We start from the raw sequence: 17457 nt of genomic DNA, 5'->3' as shown, positions 1-17457 counted from the left end.
CTACAGTAATCTATAGATTTGGTTTTTTAAAGAGCCAGCGGTTATATAAAATAAAATGTGGGAGTTCTTTGCAGAGCTCCCACACCTTCTATTTTTTTTTCGATAAGACTTTATGTTTTCTACCAATTTAATTTTGAAATGTCGTATTGTTAATTTGGTATTAATATCAAATCTATTTTAATAGGCCTGCTCGTCTTAATAAAGCTTCAGGTTTTGGAGCTTGACCTCTAAAGCGTTTGTAGAGTTCCATAGGTTCGGCTGTACCACCTTGACTTAAAACATGGTCTTTAAATTTAGTGGCGACTTCTTTGTTAAAAACACCTTTTTCTTCAAAATATTCGAAAGCATCGGCATCTAAAACTTCTGCCCATTTGTAACTGTAATATCCTGAAGAATAACCCCCTTGAAATATATGAGAAAACGAGGTGCTCATGCAGTTTTCTGGAACAATAGGAAACAGACTGGTGTTTTCGAAAATTATGTTTTCATGGTCTTTAACTGATGTTATAGCTTCTGGGTTATCTGTGGCATGCCAACTCATGTCCAACAAACTAAAACTCACCTGGCGTAGCGTCTGCATGCCTTCTTGAAAATTAGATGATTTTTTTATCTTTTCAATTAAATCCATCGGAATAAGCTCTCCAGTTTCGTAATGTGTTGCAAAGAGCTCCAAGGCTTCTTTTTGATAACACCAATTTTCTAAAACCTGACTTGGTAATTCAACAAAATCCCAAAACACACTAGTGCCCGATAAACTAGGGTATGTGGTATTGGCTAGCATACCGTGTAGGGCATGACCAAACTCATGAAACAAGGTGGTTACTTCGTTAAACGTTAATAGCGACGGTTTGCTTTTTGTTGGTTTTGTAAAGTTACAAACAATCGATACATGTGGTCTTTCGTTAATACCATTTTTTATGTATTGCGGTTTGTAGGAGGTCATCCATGCACCATTGCGTTTCCCTTCTCTGGGAAAGAAATCGGCGTAAAAAATAGACACTAAATCTCCGTTTTTGTCAGTTACTTTATACGTTTCAACATCGTCGTGGTAGGTATCGATATTGCTAATTTTCTCAAAGTTTAAATCAAATAGTTTATGAGCAATCGTAAAAACACCGTTAATAACATTTTCTAGTTTAAAATAAGGTTTTAATTGCTCATCGTCTAAACTGAATAATTTTTGTTTTAGTTTTTCGGCATAATACGCCGAATCCCATTTTTCAAGATTATCAATACGGTCGAGCTCTTTTGCGAAATTTTCAAGTTCTTTAAATTCTTTTTCTGCGGCTGGCTTCGATTTCTCTAGAAGATCTTCTAAGAATGTGGTTACTGTTTCTGGAGTTTTGGCCATTCGTTCTTCTAAAACAAAATGAGCATGCGTTTTATAACCTAATAAGGTAGCGCGATCGTGCCTTAATTTAACTATTCGTAAAACAAGACCCTGATTGTCTAGGGCATCATTTTTAAAGCCTTTTGCACCAGAGGCGATAGCCACTTCTTTTCTAAGCTCACGGTTATCGGCGTAAGTAACAAACGGAATAAAGCTCGGGTAATTTAAAGTGATTAACCAGCCCTTTTTGTTTCTGGCCTCTGCTTCTTGTGCTGCGGCTTCCTTAAATCCTTCAGGTAAACCAGCGAGGTCTTTCTCGTCTGTTATAAGCAAGCTGTATCTATTGGTTTCGGCCAAAACATTTTCGCCAAAGCGGAGTTGTAATTGGCTAAGCTGTTTGTCTATACTGCGAAGTTGCTCTTTTTTATCGTCTGTTAAATTAGCGCCATTGCGCGAAAAGCTTTTGTACTTTTTTTCTAAAAGCATGTGTTGCTCTTCGTTTAAATTGAGCTCGTCCTTGGTATCATAAACTTTTTTTACACGTTTAAAAAGTGCTTCGTTTAGGGTAATATCGTTGCTAAATTCTGAGAGTAGAGGTGAAACTTCTTGAGCAATTTTTTGAATGTCATCATTGGTTTCGGCAGCATTCAAATTAAAAAAGAGGTTAGAAATTCTATCGAGTTGTTCTCCCGAGAATTCTAAAGCTTCAATAGTGTTTTCAAAACTAGGTGTGTCTTTGTTTTCAATAATGGCATCAATTTCTGCTTTGGCATTTTTAATAGCCACTTTAAAAGCAGGAAGAAAATCGCTGTCTTTTATTTTAGAAAATGGAGCCGTATTGTAGGCGGTATCAAAAGGTGTATTTAGTATGTTGTTATTCATTTTTAAATCGTAATAAGGTGTTTGTAACTTAGAGTTGTTGTAAAACTCAAAGGAAGTCGTAAGGTTAGTTCAATTTTTTTTTGATTGCTTAACTTGTTTTTTAATTCAAGTCTTTAGCCGAGTTATGAACCATTTGTTTTAAATCTTCTTTATATGCTATAATTTTATTTAAAACAGAGGCATTGTTTGAGCCTATAATTTGTGCAGCCAATATGCCTGCGTTTTTCGCGCCATTTAAAGCTACAGTAGCAACAGGCACACCACCAGGCATTTGAAGAATAGAAAGCACAGAGTCCCAACCATCAATAGAGTTGCTGCTTTTAACTGGTACGCCAATTACTGGAAGTGGTGATAGCGAGGCTATCATACCAGGTAAATGTGCGGCACCACCAGCGCCAGCAATTATGACAGCAAAGCCTTTTGTGTGCGCTTGTTTACCATACTCAAACAATTTTTCGGGTGTGCGGTGGGCAGACACGATATCGACTTCCACCTCAATATCAAATGTTTTTAAAATGTTAATCGCTTCTTGCATGATAGGAAGATCACTTTTGCTTCCCATTATAATTCCTACTTTATTCATAAAATTTTAAAATTTTAAATCCAAACTCAGCTCCAAAAATTAGAATTTGGTCTCATTTTGAAATGTGTTTTCTGTATTTATTCGCTTATTACCTTAATGGTATTCTTAACTTCTTGTGCAATTCTGCGCGCCTCAACCAAATCTTCGTTAACAATAGTTACATGACCCATTTTACGAAAAGGTCGTGTTTGTTTTTTGCCATAAATGTGTGGTGTAACACCGTCCATTTTCATTATGTTTTCAATATTTTGGTAAATCACGTTACCAGAGTAGCCTTCTTCGCCAACTAAATTGACCATAATGCCGCCAACTTTACTATCGGTGCGACCTAAAGGAAGGTTTAAAACGGCTCGAATATGCTGCTCAAATTGTGAGGTAAAACTGGCTTCAATCGTTTGGTGACCAGAGTTATGTGGTCGTGGCGCGACTTCATTAATTAAAATATTATCGTCCTCCGTTTGAAACATTTCAACAGCTAAAAGACCAACATGATTAAACGCTTTCGATGCATTTAAGGCAATTTGGGTGGCCATCTCTGCAATCTTGCTATCAATTCGAGCAGGGCAAATTACATACTCGACTTGATTGGCCTCTGGGTGAAATTCCATTTCTACCACAGGAAATGTTTTTATCTCTCCATTGGCATTTCTAGCCACAATAACGGCCAACTCATTTTTAAAAGGCACAAGTTTTTCTGTAATACATTCTACATTAGGTAAACCCTCTAAATCTTCTAATGTTCGTGCAATTTTAACGCCCGTACCATCGTATCCAAATTGTGCACACTTCCAAACAAAAGGCAGGTTTAGGCCCCCATGTTTTATGGCATCTTTAATTTGAGAGGTATAAGCAAAACGAGAAAATGGAGCTGTAGGTAAATCATTATCTATATAAAATAATTTCTGTGTCGCTTTGTTTTGAATAGTACGTAATGTTTTTGAAGAAGGGTAAACTTTTATGCCTTCTTTCTCAAGTGCTTCTAAAGCGTCTACATTTACATTTTCAATTTCGATGGTTAGGACATCAACTTGCTTTCCAAATTTATAAACGGTATCGTAATCTAATAAATCGCCCAAATGAAACTCATTACATGCAATTTTACATGGAGCTTGGTCGCTGGCGTCTAAAACACAGGTGTAAACATCAAATTTTCTGGTATTGTTTAGTAGCATTTTTCCCAGTTGGCCGCCTCCTAGAATACCGAGTTTAAAATTTGAAGAGAAATAATTCATGTTGTTTCGTTTATTAAGATTTAGTCAATTTTTACAAAAATACATTTTAAAATCAATTTGAGATTAAATCTCAAATTAAAAAAAATATCGCGATAGTTATTAGGACGTTAATCTATTGATTATCTTTGAGGCTTTTAAAATAAAAATGACAACAATAAAGTTACACGATAAATACTTTAAACCTTTTATTTCTGCTCAAGAAATCGATTCTGCTATTGCACGTATGGTCGATGAGGTTTCTAACGATATTGGAGATGAAATCCCTGTATTTGTTGGTATTTTAAACGGATCGTTTATGGTAGTAAGCGATTTTGTAAAGAAATATCCCAAACCTTGTGAAGTCACGTTTATAAAACTGGCATCGTATGAGGGTGTTAAATCGACTGAAGATATTCAGCGTTTAATCGGTTTAACCCAGAACTTATCGGGTCGTACCGTGGTCATTTTAGAAGATATTATTGACACAGGTAATACCTTGGCAGAAGTGCATCGTATTTTTAAAAACGAAAATGTAAAAGCACTAAAAATCGCAACCTTATTTTATAAACCCGAGGCTTACAAAAAAGATTATAAACTACATTACATAGGTATAGAAATTCCTAATAAATTTATAGTGGGATACGGACTTGATTATGATGGATTAGGAAGAAATATACCAGAAGTATATCAAATAAAAGAAACGCAACACATGACAAATTTAGTGCTATTTGGCCCTCCAGGAGCTGGAAAAGGAACTCAAGCAAATTTTTTAAAAGAAAAATATAATCTAGTCCACATTTCTACAGGCGATGTGTTTAGATTTAACATAAAAAATGAAACGGCTTTAGGTATGATTGCAAAATCGTACATCGATAAAGGCGAGTTGGTTCCAGATCAAGTAACTATAGATATGTTGGAGGCCGAGGTCGAAAAGAATGCCGATGCTAAGGGGTTTATTTTTGATGGGTTCCCTAGAACTGATGCACAAGCGAAAGCTTTAGACGCCTTGATGGAGCGTAAAGACTCGCAAATTAATGCCATGATAGCCTTAGAAGTAGACGATGAGGTTTTGGTTGAACGTTTATTAAAGCGTGGTGAAACTAGCGGAAGAACCGACGATGCAGACGAGTCTATCATTAGACATAGAATTAAGCAATACTATAATAAAACTGCGGTATTAAAAGAGTTTTACTCTGAAAAAGATAAGTATTTTGGTGTTGATGGTGTGGGTAGCATTGAAGATATCAATATAAGAATAAGCAATTTGATTGATGGTTTTTAAACCTATTTTATGTTGTTTTTTTAAACCATCAGGGGCATTACGGTATTGGATTATAGCAATTACTGTTAGTAATTATAGCGATAACTTTATTTATTTTACCTGTTGCAGCTTTAATTAGTATTTTAAAAAACAACTTTAAAAATAATGACAAACTAATATGGGTTTTGGTGGTTTTGTTGTTACCATTTTTAGGTCCAATTCTTTATAATATCATTGGTAGACCTACGCGAGTAAAAGAATAAATTATTGTCGCTATGATCTATCACTAGATAGGTTTGCGAAAAATTAATAATAAGATTAAAAGCAAGAGCGAAAAACGTTTAACTTTTAACTCCTAACTTTTAACTTTATTTATGACTGAAGGAAATTTTGTAGATTATGTGAAAATGTATGTTGCTTCTGGTAACGGCGGTAAAGGCTCTGCACATTTACACAGAGAGAAATATATTACCAAAGGCGGTCCAGATGGCGGCGATGGTGGTCGTGGAGGACACGTGATACTTAGAGGTGACTCAAACCTATGGACCCTTTTACCACTAAAATTTAAAAAACATTTTAGAGCCGGTCATGGTGAACACGGTAGCCGAAATCGAAGCACAGGTGCCGATGGTGAAGATGTTTATGTTGATGTACCGTTGGGAACGGTGGTAAGAGATACCGAAACCAACAAAATTATTTTCGAAATCACCGAGCACGGCGAGGAAAAAATTATTGTAAAAGGGGGGAAAGGCGGCCTAGGAAATTGGCATTTTAAGTCCTCTACAAACCAAACACCTCGATACGCACAACCAGGTTTACCTTTAGAAGAGCGATATATAACCTTAGAATTAAAAATATTAGCAGATGTTGGTTTAGTGGGGTTTCCTAATGCCGGTAAATCTACCTTGTTGTCGGTAATGACGGCAGCAAAACCAAAAATAGCCGATTACGAGTTTACCACATTAAAACCGAACTTAGGTATTGTAAATTATCGTGATTTTCAAACCTTTGTAATGGCCGATATTCCTGGAATTATTGAAGGTGCTGCAGAGGGTAAAGGTTTGGGTTACTATTTTTTACGTCATATTGAACGGAATTCCATTCTCCTGTTTTTAATTCCTGCCGATGCAGACGATATTAAAAAGCAGTATGATATTCTGCTAGACGAATTGCGCAGATACAATCCCGAGATGTTGGACAAAGAGCGCATAATTGCCATCTCAAAGTCCGATTTACTAGACGAAGAACTCAAAGCTGAGCTCAAAACGGAGTTGGATAACGAACTCCCAATTCCTTACATATTCATATCATCTGTTGCACAGCAAGGCATTACAGAACTTAAAGATATGTTATGGAAAATGTTGAATCCCTAATTATTAATTGTTTTCTTTATTTTGAGTATGGCCTTTTTAACAGGTTCTATTTAGACTAAAGATGGATTATAATATGATGATCTTGCACGTTTAAAAATCAAGAAGTACACAGGTGAAACAACGCATTAAAAGTATTGTTGAAATTAACGACAATAAGCTAAGTAGATATTTTGCTTTTTTTATTCAAGGTTTAATTTTAGTTTCGGTAGTTACTTTTTCAATTGAAACCCTACCAAATTTAAGCCCTCAAACGCGAATCATTCTTCAGTCTATAGAATGGTTTAGTGTAATTGTGTTTACTTTAGAATACATTTTAAGAATTTATGTGTCGAGACACAAAACCAAGTTTATATTTAGTTTTTTTGGCATTATAGATTTGCTTGCTATTTTACCATTTTATTTATCGTTTGGAGTCGATTTACGATCCTTAAGGGCCTTACGGTTTTTACGGTTGTTTAGAATTTTAAAATTAGCGCGTTACAATCGGGCTTTAAATCATTTTTCGCGTGCTATAAAATCGGCTAAAGAAGAAATTCTCTTGTTTATATTTATTACACTTATTTTAATATACTTTTCTGCTGTGGGTATTTATTATTTTGAAAACGAGGCACAACCACAGCATTTTTCGTCAATTTTCGATAGTTTATGGTGGGCAATTATTACCCTTACTACGGTTGGTTATGGAGATGTTTATCCCATTACGGTAGGCGGTAAAGTGTTTACATTTTTTATTCTTATGATAGGTCTGGGTATCGTTGCCATACCAACGGGAATTATATCTTCCGCTTTAACAAAATCTGTGGATAAGAAAGAAGAAACGCCTTAAAAACGGTTTAAAATCCAATCTTTAATAATTTTTAAGGCTATTGGAGAAAACGTTTCTTCAATAACACTGTATTCACTCGGACTACCAGTGTTTGCGGTTTGAAATAAATGATTTAAACCTTCTAATTCTTTAAGGGTTATATCTTTATTCCCAGCTGTAATTAAAGCAGACTCAATAGCCTCTAGGTTTAATTTAGCTAAGACTTGCAAATCCTTACTACCATTTAAAGCTAAAACCGGACAAGTTGTTTTTTCTAAATAGTCTTTAGGCTCTATTTTAATAAAGTTTATAAACCATGGGCTTGTAATTTGATTAACTAAACGCTCTATTAAAGCATCGGAGACATACATGGCGTAGGGGCTATTTTTAGTCTCTAAATCTGTTTTAAAGTTTTTTAATGCGGTCTTGATTTTTGGTTCTATTTCATTTTTATTTTCATTTTTTTCGGTCATTAATACATCGTAAGCAGTACTTGTAAAGGCTTTATTAAAATCTAAGGTTTCCTCGCTGGCTCCCATTTGTTTTGCAATTTCCCAACTTTGAGATTCTAAAACAGCGCGACCATTTACACCCATTCCTGCTAGCATAATTATAAAGGCTACATTTTTATGTTGAGCGGCCACTAGAGTTGCAATTAGCCCGCCTTCGCTATGGCCAATTAATCCAATTTTGTTGGGGTTGATGTCCTTTCTCGTTTTTAGATAGCGCATTGCGGCTTCCGCATCACTGGCAAAATCGAAAGTAGTAGCAATATTAAAATCACCCGTAGACTCGGCCGTTCCTCTGTCATCATATCTTAAAACTGCAATACCGTTACGGGTTAAATAATCAGCAAGTACTAAAAATGGTTTATGTCCCATAAGTTCTTCATCTCTGTTTTGAGGGCCAGAACCACTTATTAATATGGCAACAGGTGGTTTTTTCACATCTTTTGGCAAGGTAAGTGTGCCTGCTAATTTTATGTTTTCGTCGTTAGGGTTTTCAAAAAAAACCAATTCAGAAGGATAATCAAAAGGGGCTTTTGGTTCTTGAGGTCTTTTGGTTTGCGAGAAGCCTAATATGGTAAAACTACATGCTAAGACAACAAATTTTATGTGTTTCATGGTTTTGTAGCATTTCATTTTTTAAGCCTTAAATAATATGGATTGTTCGAAAACTATCTAAAGATAGCTTAATTTAACAAATGTATGTAGCGCCATAGCATAATTTTTGATTAATTTTAGGCAAAACTATTATTATGAAATTCTTAAAAACACTCAGTTTAACTTTGCTTATCGTGTCTTGCGCTCCCATTCGTGTTAATTACGATTTTGATAGAAGTACAGACTTCTCGCAGTATAAAACCTACAATTATTATACAAATATGAATACCGGTTTAAGCGATTTAGACACCAAACGTTTTTTGGATGCTTTAGATGAAAAAATGAGTGCTAAAGGCTTTCGTTTAGACGATACACCAAATTTTTTCATCGATATTAAAAGTAGCACTTTTAAAACACCCCAACGTAGCACTATGGGCGTTGGTGTTGGTGGAGGTGGCGGCCATGTTGGTGGAGGCGTATCTGTAGGCATTCCTATTGGACAGTCTAGTGTAAATCGTAAAATTGCTATCGATTTTGTAGACGAAAACGGTAAAGGTCTTTTTTGGCAAGCTGTTAGTGAAGCTAGTTTCGACCCAGATGCTTCTCCAGAAAAACGAGAAACACGACTGCATGCGATTATAGATAAAATGCTGGTAAACTATCCGCCAAAGCAATAAATTGGATAGACGCGTACTTAGTCCCTTACAAAAAAGTCCAATAAAAACACAAAACGCACATCTTGATTATGTTGCAGTTTGCACGTTGTACAGACCTAACAGAATTTGTGATAAAACCTCTGTTAGGTCTTGGTTAACTTAAAAATTGCATGTACGATATGTTTTAAATTTAATTTTTATCAATCTACCGTTATTCTTACACCTTCACTATGGCTGCTAAACTCGGGAGCATACATGCTTTGTATGGTGGTGATGCCATTACTCATAACACCAGCATTATTAACTCTTAAATCGTATTCAAACACATAAACGCCTTTTGGTAAATAATCGAAGAAGAAGTTTGTGCTCGCATCTTTAGTGCTTTCATAATAGCCTAAACCATCTTGCCATTTGTACGTAGAAATTACATTGATGGGCTCTAAACCTGCGGCTCGCATGTCTTTCATGTGTACAAATTCCATCGTTCTATCGTTGCGCAATTCAATACGCACGCGAATTAAATCGCCCACTTTAACTTTGGTGTTTGCTGTGATTTCAGAAATTTCTTCGCCAGTAGCGGTATTGGTTTTTAAGAATAGTTTTTTATTCAATTTTAAAGGGGTTTTTGCTGAGCTTATATGGTCTAAATCTTCAAAGTATTGCCAGTACAAGGCACCCCAAGCCATTCCCTTTCCTTTTTTACTAAGTTGTACGCTTGCCATTTCTGGTTTTATTTCTGAGGTATTCCAAGACGTTTTAAAATAACCAGTTCCCGCCTCAACTTTCACATCTTCTAGTTTTGAAGGCGCTATGTTTTGTCCGCCAACAAGCACATCGACTAAATCTGTTACACGCAACCAATCGCTACCTTGTAATAGTAAGGCATAAACAGCTTCGCTCGTGGCTTTGGTGGTTTTCCAACGGTTGGTTTGCTTGTTTTTAAGCAGCCAAATTTTAAGATTATCTACGGTTTCCAGATTCTGCGCTGCACTCTGAATCAGGGTTCCTGCTTCTGAAAAAGCTTCAATTAATAAAGCCTGTGTTTCTATTGGGGCTTGATACCAATACCAAGAGTTGGCGTTGGCTTTCCAGTACATACCTAGTTCTTCAGACGTTATACTGTTTTCTTTTAAGGATTTTAAAATTTTAACTGAAGTCGTTTGGTCATCCATTCTATCAACAATTAAAGCCATCAATCCTTTAGCATACAACGAGCGTTTTAACCAGTACTTCTGGATTTGTGTGTGATAATATTTAGTGATGTCTTCAACTTTATCAGATTTTTTAACGTCTGGATAAAAACTCCGCAGGTATAAATAATGTAGTTGCGTATAGCTTAAATGGTCTTTGCTGAGGTCTATTTTAGAATTGTATTTTCTAATGTCTTCATATTCCTTTACAAAGGCTTCATCGAGGTATTCGATGGCTTTAAGAATCATTTGATTGTGCTCTTTCTTGTCGCTCGCTTCTCTTGTTTTCGCATGGACTGTTAGTTTATTAAGATGCCCAAAACCAGCTATAATATGCTGTGTGATGTATCTGTTTTCTGGTCCACCATTAAACCAAGCCCAAGCTCCAGAAGGCATTTGGTTTTGTTCTAGTTGGCGTTTTGCAGACTCCAGCTCGTTTTTCATTTTATTCAAATCGAACAATAAAGCGATACGTTTTTTCTGTTCTGTTTCACTTTGTGCATCGCGTAACCAAGGCGTTTCTTGAATTAAAATAGATTTTAATTCGGCGTTTTTTTCTAAGTTAGAAATTAAGGCATCGCTAGTTCTCCATTGATTGAAAACCTCTTGAATTCTAGGATTGGAGTTGGCAATAAAGCTTGCCAAAGCATTAGCGTAATATCTGCTGAAAATTTGCTCACTACAATCGTAGGGATATTCCATTAAATAGGGAAGGGCCTGCACGGCATACCAAGCGGGATTGGAAGTGATTTCTAATGTTAATTTGTGGTTTTTTAATGTTGGTGAGCTGTTGTTCTTTAGTTTATCTAAAGTGAAGGTTTTGGTTTCATTGCTTTTAACCCACATAGGAAGCGTCTCGGTAACCAACATGCGATTACTTAAAACCGGTAAGGCGTTTTGTTCACCATCACTAAAATCGTATGCTTTAGCCATTATTTTATATTGAACGGCCTGCACATTATCTGGAATTGCTATCTGCCAAGTCACTTGCGTGTTGCCAGAAGCAGATACGGTGAAATCCTGCTCTTGCTCTCCCAAAGCATGACTATTAGCTTGTTTGTCTAGTAGTTTTGAAGTAATATCTTTACCAGAAATGGCATCGGTTAAGATTAATACGGCTTGTCCAGAAAGTTGTTTATCTGTTAAATTTGCAATTTTTGTACTGATGTTAATGGTATCGCCTTCGCGTAAAAAACGTGGAGCGTTTGGTATAACCATCAGTTCTTTTTGTGTGATGGCGGTTAAACTTTTGGTGGCGCTTTCTAATGTTTTGCTGTGGGCTAATAACTGTAATTTCCATTGGGTTAAGGCTTCGGGCGTTGTAAAACTGAAACTTACTGCTCCCGTGTCGTCTGTTTTTAACTGCGGAAAGAAAAACGCGGTTTCTTGAAGATTTTTACGAATTTTGATGTTACCGAAATCACTTTCTAATTTTTCTAAGGCGTTTTCATTTGAAGACTCTTCTAAATCTGATGGTTGGGGCGTTTCAAGCATAACTGCAAAGTGCGAATCAGTTTCTGTTGATTCTATAACGGTTTCCTCAACTTCAGTATCATGTTCAACAACTTGAATTCCAGCAATTCTTCCGCTTAAAGATTTTCTTAAATAGTGATTCCCATTCCCAAAATAAAGTCCGAACCAATTCAGCTGGTCATAATTTTGATGTTGGTAATAACCACGAAACACTTCATTATAAACCCGGAACTGTTGTACGCCAAAACTATGGCGGGCATTACTGCTATTGTGAGAAAAATTTATAGGATTATTAATGGGGTTAAAACCCCAAGTATGCGGTTTAAACTGGTCTAAAGACGCATCGTACATGCTCGCTAATAATTCTGCAGATACTTTGTCGCCTTTTGGGCCTTTAATTTTAAAACTCCAAGTTTCATCGGTGCCTGGCTGTAATTTATCTCTAAAGGTGGTGGTTTCAATTTGTAAATCGGTTTTTGGGTAAGGCACAGCAATATTTAAAACACCCGATTCAAAACTATTAAAGGCGGCAAAACTATACTTTATAGAAAAGCCTCCAACATCTTCTTTTGTTATGGGGATTTTGATGGTTTTCTTGTTATTATTCAACTGAATAATTTGTGTGTTTATAATTTTTTTTTGTTTTTCAATAGATACCGTAACGTTTAAATGATGTGCGGCGCTGCCCAAAGTTATTATTGCCGTATCGCCTGTAACATAGCTAGATTGCTTGCTTGTAATGCTAAAGAGTTGATGGTCTGCTACCATGTTATCAGCAGCGCTGTAAAGGCTGGTTTTTATTTCATCTTTTACGGTTTGTCCAAATTTATCTTTACTTTCTAAAACGATTACATAGGCTCCAGACTCCCACTTTTTAATATTCCCAAGATTTACTTTTGCCGAGTTTTCGGTATTAAAGGGTTTATTGAAAACCAATTCTCCTTGTTCCCAATTATTGGGGTTTTGCTCATTATTATAAGCCTCATTAGGGAATGCCTTTCTAAACTCTTCTGCTGTGAAATTTTGATAATCTGGTGCAGGCCATGGGCGTGGTCTTAAAACCGAGTTTGGGGCTTGTAATTTATATATTTTAACGGTGCCCTTAGCAGGAACAAATTCGCCGTTTAAGTTTTTAGTATTAATGCCAATGGAATGTGTTTTTTTAGTTTTGTCTAAACTATTTGCAATGGTCATATTAGCCGTTAGGGCATGGTAGCCAACCTTAATCACGGTCGTTGCACTTCGTGTTTCACCATTTAAGTCGGTTACATCGGCAGTGACTTCATAATTAAAAATGGGTAAATTATTCTTATCGACACTTTGGTCTGGCTGTGCTTTAAAGGTAATTTCAAATTCCCCTTTATGGTTTGTTATACTTTCTCCGAAAGTAATTTCTTGAGCTGCGCTGTTAAACCACGGGCGATACCAAAAATACCAATGCGGGTATTCTACTTTTCTGTGTACGCGATACACTACTTTGGCATCGGTTATCGGGCTGCCAGCATAAGCTAAAGCATGGCCTTTTACAGTGATAGAATCGTTAATTTTGTAGGTTTCGGTTATGGGATTAAACTGGGTTTCGAATTTTGGACGCTTATAGTCTTCAACCGAAAAATAGGTATAGCTTTTTGAGTGAGAACCCGATTCTGTTTCAAGGGTGATATAGTATTGCCCGTTTAAGCCTGTGTTTGGTAAAATAAAGGTCCCAGAAACCGAACCGAATTCATTGGTTGTTAATTCTAATGCTTTTACTTTCTCACCGTTGGTATTGTATAGGGTAGCTTTTGTTTTTTCGTTTTCTAAAACTTCAGAGGTGTTATCTTCGGTTTTCATGACAATGCCTTTAAAATAAGCCGTTTGTCCTGGCCTGTAAATACTTCTATCGGTAAACAGGAAGGTTTTGTAAATGCGTGTTATTTTTTGCAGTTCGTAAGATTGATTTACATAGTAATCTCCAAAATACGCGATATCATTATGGTGTTCTACTTTTATAAGGACGTTGCTGTAGTGATTATCTTGTTTTTCGATTTCAATACGACCTAGGGCATCTGTAGTGCGATTTTGGGTTTGGGTGTTCCGCTTACTATTATAATTGAGCGTTAGTTCAACTTTTGCTTGGCCAACAGGTGCTCCGTTATTTCTATTAATTACTTGAAAGATTTTACAATCATTTTCATCGGTTTCAACGATAGCTAAATCGCTAACTTGAACAATGCTAAAGGCAAATATATATTCATTGTTTTTCGGACTTGCATAAATTAAATACCTGCCGTTTTTAAGTTTAGGCAACAAAATTTCGGTGGTGTGTGTTTGAAAATCATTTTCATCACGCAATACATTATTAAATGTCGTAACAGGATTTAACTTTTTTATAAAAGCTAATTGGGTCTCTTTTTGGTAGGTTTTGTTAAATTCTTCAAATTGATTTTTAGAAATTTTAAAGATTTTAAATTCAAGTTGATTTAAGTTTTTGTAGCGTACTAATAATCGTGAATCTTTAAGAATAGGTAAGAAACTTTCGGCAGTAATTTGAAGGTTTTGTTGTTCTATTTGCTGCTTTAAAACTTGGCAGTTTTCGGCACCTTTACTTTTGGGGAATTTTGCAATAACACTATCGCAAATGCTAATGGCATCTTTAGTTTTCCAACGGTGTTCCTCCTTAATTTTTGGAACGTATGTTGCGCTTTGTTGGTAGTAAATAGAGGCTATTTCAAAATCGTATAAACCCGAAACTTCATGCGTTTTTAGGCGTTGGCTTTCTGCTTTTAAAGCCTCCAAAAAAACAGATTGCTTATCCTTAAATGTGGCGTGCTGAAACACAAACTTTAAACGCTCTATATTAACATGAGCCAAGGCATAGACTGATTTCTCTTCTAAATGAAATTGTATTAAATTCTGATAGATTTTTAAAGCTTTTAATTGTGGCGAAGTAGAATCTTTAGACGCAATTTTAAGTTTTGAAAATGCCACCGCATCGGCTAAAAAGGCTTTGTTATTAATTTCAAATTTATAGGCGGGTTTGGTAATATGTGTTTCGTTAGTTTTATAAAATTGTAAGGCATTATGACTTAAAAAATCAAACAAGGTTGGTCTGTAAATTTTAGAACCTTTTTGCTCATTTAAAAGCACATTATAATGGGTTAAAGGTTCTAACCGAAGTTGCTTTGCATTTTCTAAAGAGGTTTTGTAATAGAAATCAATCTCTTTAAAAAGTGTTTGTAAATCCCATGTTCTAAAATCTATCGCATCAATCTTGACATCGGTTTTGGTACGGTTATAGAATTGCCAACGGTTTTGGTTAAAATATTGCCAGTATAAATTGGCTAAAATATTTTCAAGGATGTTTTTAGTGGGAAAACTATTAGATTTAATTTCACTTTTAAAGTTATTTACAATTTTTAGTTGTGCATCTTCCTCTAAAACCAAAGCAAACTTGCTTTTAAAAAGCATGCTTTTAATAAATTGCGGATTGTTTTTGTCTTTTTTAGCCTGTTTGCCTATGGCTTCCACAATTTTCAGGGCCGATTTTGGTAAACCTTCAGCCTCTAGCTGCTCGACTTTAGTCCATAAATTCTTATAATCTGGGTGTTGCGCTTGTATGGTGTTTGAAAAAAAAATAACAGTCAATGTGAGTAGGGCGTATTTCATGAGTTTCGTTTTATCTTCATTATAGCTTTCAAAAGTTGTTCCAAAAACTAAGAGGCTCGTAATTGTTTTGCTTAATTCAGGGAAAGTTAATCAATTTTGAATTAAATTGTTAACTCTCATTTTGTATTTCAAATTAAATATAACCACCGGGTTTCTAACGTTGTTTTTTTACACTTCAAACTCATTTTTAACCTTTCAAAGAAAGTATTAAATCACTTTAAAGAATATAAAAGGTTCTTCATAGTACTGTGATAATGTGGCTGCTTTTGGCTGTAAAGCAGACTTAGCATTTTATGTCTTGAAAATGAATAAATGTTTAGAGCTGCAATACGCATTAATGGTTATTTGTTTTTAGTGAGCACATGATATTTTATATCTTTAAAACAGTATTGAATTCAAGTCAAAAAAGTATATTTGCAAATCTTCAAAACAACACAAATGAATATACATTTTATTGCTATTGGTGGTTCTGCAATGCATAATTTAGCGATAGCGCTACACAATAAAGGCTACCGAGTAACCGGAAGTGATGATGTTATTTACGAACCCTCAAAATCCAGGTTAGAAGCCAAAGGTTTATTACCAGACGAGCTGGGTTGGTTCCCTGATAAGATTAACAAAAATTTAGATGCTATTGTTTTAGGTATGCACGCTAAGCTTGATAATCCCGAGCTATTAAAAGCTCAAGAATTGGATTTAAAAATATACAGCTACCCAGAATTTCTATACGAGCAATCTAAGCATAAAACACGTGTTGTAATTGGTGGAAGTCACGGTAAAACAACTATAACCGCAATGATTTTGCACGTTATGCACTACCACGATAGAGCGGTCGATTATATGATTGGTGCGCAATTAGACGGTTTCGATGTCATGGTAAAACTTACCGACGAAAATGATTTTATAGTTTTAGAGGGCGATGAGTATTTAAGTTCGCCTATAGACAGACGTCCAAAATTTCATCTCTACAAACCCAACATAGCCTTATTAAGCGGTATTGCTTGGGATCATATTAATGTGTTTCCAACTTACGAGAATTATGTTGAGCAGTTTAGTGTTTTTATAGATTCCATTGTTAATGGGGGAAGCATTACTTACAACGAAGAAGATGTCGAGGTTGTTCGTGTCGTTGAAGCATCAGAAAATCCAATTCGAAAAATACCGTATAACACGCCACAATATTCGGTTGAGGGTGGACAAACACTTTTAGAAACGCCAGAAGGCGATTTACCTATCGAGATTTTTGGAAAGCATAACCTTAATAATTTGGCGGGGGCAAAATGGATTTGTCAGCATATGGGTATTGACGAGGATGATTTTTACGAGGCCATTTCCACATTTAAAGGCGCTAGTAAACGTTTAGAAAAAATAGCAGAAAACGAAACTAGTGTGGCATATAAAGATTTTGCACATGCACCAAGTAAAGTGAAAGCTACAACGAATGCGGTTAAAGCGCAATATCCAAATCGAAGGTTAATTGCCTGCTTAGAGTTGCATACTTATAGCAGTTTAAATGCCGAATTTTTAAAAGCTTATAAAGGCAGCTTAAATGCAGCCGATGTTGCTGTGGTATTTTATTCACCGCAGGCTGTAGATATAAAAAAATTAGAGCCAGTTACACAGGAGCAAATCGCAAATGCTTTTCAGCGAGACGATATTATTATTTACACTAATCCAGAAGATTTTAAAGCCTTTTTATTCGCACAAAATTTAAATAATACAGTATTGTTATTAATGAGTTCAGGTGATTATGGCGGATTAGATTTCGACGACTTGAAAAGCTTGGTTAAATAAGAGTACTTCATTTTTTTTTAACTAATTTAGGAAGTAGATTGTATACCATGCCAGAATGGTTTTTGTTTTTACATCAAATTCTTAAATCACTTGGGTTTTTTAAATACAGAGATTGTATTATTTTTACATATAAAACAAAGTTTATTCA

General features: G+C 35.5%; 11 protein-coding genes. 6 read left to right on the top strand and 5 right to left on the bottom strand.

All coding sequences use genetic code 11. From position 1 onward, the window contains the following. Positions 1-172: 172 nt before the first annotated feature. From FEZ18_RS02750 to FEZ18_RS02740, 3 genes are all read right to left on the bottom strand, one after another. A complete protein-coding gene (locus FEZ18_RS02750) occupies positions 173-2212 on the bottom strand; it encodes a M3 family metallopeptidase (protein WP_153266907.1) in 2040 nt (679 codons plus the stop codon). Between the two features lie 100 nt (positions 2213-2312). Beyond that, positions 2313-2795, bottom strand: a complete 483-nt coding sequence (gene purE, locus FEZ18_RS02745) for a 5-(carboxyamino)imidazole ribonucleotide mutase (protein ID WP_153266906.1) — start codon at positions 2793-2795, stop codon at positions 2313-2315. Positions 2796-2872: 77 nt separating this feature from the next. Next, positions 2873-4027 carry a 5-(carboxyamino)imidazole ribonucleotide synthase gene (locus FEZ18_RS02740; protein WP_153266905.1) on the bottom strand — a complete coding sequence of 385 codons (1155 nt, stop codon included), beginning with the start codon at positions 4025-4027 and terminating at the stop codon, positions 2873-2875. Positions 4028-4172: 145 nt separating this feature from the next. On the opposite strand from FEZ18_RS02740, the gene FEZ18_RS02735 reads away from it, so the two are divergent. The 4 genes from FEZ18_RS02735 to FEZ18_RS02720 all read left to right on the top strand — a co-directional run bounded on the left by FEZ18_RS02735 (position 4173) and on the right by FEZ18_RS02720 (position 7466). Beyond that, positions 4173-5288 carry an adenylate kinase gene (locus tag FEZ18_RS02735; RefSeq protein ID WP_153266904.1) on the top strand — a complete coding sequence of 372 codons (1116 nt, stop codon included), beginning with the start codon at positions 4173-4175 and terminating at the stop codon, positions 5286-5288. Positions 5289-5350: 62 nt separating this feature from the next. After that, positions 5351-5530, top strand: coding sequence for a PLDc N-terminal domain-containing protein (locus FEZ18_RS02730; RefSeq protein ID WP_153269028.1), 180 nt, complete (start codon positions 5351-5353; stop codon positions 5528-5530). A gap of 111 nt (positions 5531-5641) precedes the next feature. Next, on the top strand, positions 5642-6640 hold the full coding sequence (obgE, locus tag FEZ18_RS02725; RefSeq protein WP_153266903.1) for a GTPase ObgE: 999 nt from the start codon (positions 5642-5644) through the stop codon (positions 6638-6640). Between the two features lie 112 nt (positions 6641-6752). After that, complete coding sequence (locus tag FEZ18_RS02720) at positions 6753-7466, top strand: ion transporter (protein WP_153266902.1); 714 nt, start codon at positions 6753-6755, stop codon at positions 7464-7466. On the opposite strand, the gene FEZ18_RS02715 is transcribed toward FEZ18_RS02720, so the two are convergent. Then, complete coding sequence (locus FEZ18_RS02715) at positions 7463-8569, bottom strand: alpha/beta hydrolase family protein (protein ID WP_194269510.1); 1107 nt, start codon at positions 8567-8569, stop codon at positions 7463-7465. The two genes, FEZ18_RS02720 and FEZ18_RS02715, sit on opposite strands and share 4 nt — an antisense overlap. A 134-nt stretch (positions 8570-8703) precedes the next feature. Here FEZ18_RS02715 and FEZ18_RS02710 point away from each other — a divergent pair, with 134 nt between their 5' ends. Then, positions 8704-9225, top strand: a complete 522-nt coding sequence (locus FEZ18_RS02710) for a DUF4136 domain-containing protein (protein ID WP_153266900.1) — start codon at positions 8704-8706, stop codon at positions 9223-9225. A gap of 179 nt (positions 9226-9404) precedes the next feature. On the opposite strand, the gene FEZ18_RS02705 is transcribed toward FEZ18_RS02710, so the two are convergent. Continuing rightward, on the bottom strand, positions 9405-15515 hold the full coding sequence (locus tag FEZ18_RS02705; RefSeq protein WP_153266899.1) for an alpha-2-macroglobulin family protein: 6111 nt from the start codon (positions 15513-15515) through the stop codon (positions 9405-9407). A 438-nt stretch (positions 15516-15953) separates the two neighbouring features. On the opposite strand from FEZ18_RS02705, the gene FEZ18_RS02700 reads away from it, so the two are divergent. After that, the gene (locus tag FEZ18_RS02700; RefSeq protein ID WP_153266898.1) at positions 15954-17309 is read left to right on the top strand and encodes a UDP-N-acetylmuramate--L-alanine ligase; all 1356 of its coding nucleotides are present in this window, start codon (positions 15954-15956) and stop codon (positions 17307-17309) included. Positions 17310-17457 lie beyond the last annotated feature (148 nt).

This window comes from Oceanihabitans sp. IOP_32, from assembly GCF_009498295.1.
Lineage (GTDB): Bacteria > Bacteroidota > Bacteroidia > Flavobacteriales > Flavobacteriaceae > Wocania > Wocania indica.
This window is presented reverse-complemented; position numbering and strand designations above follow the sequence as displayed.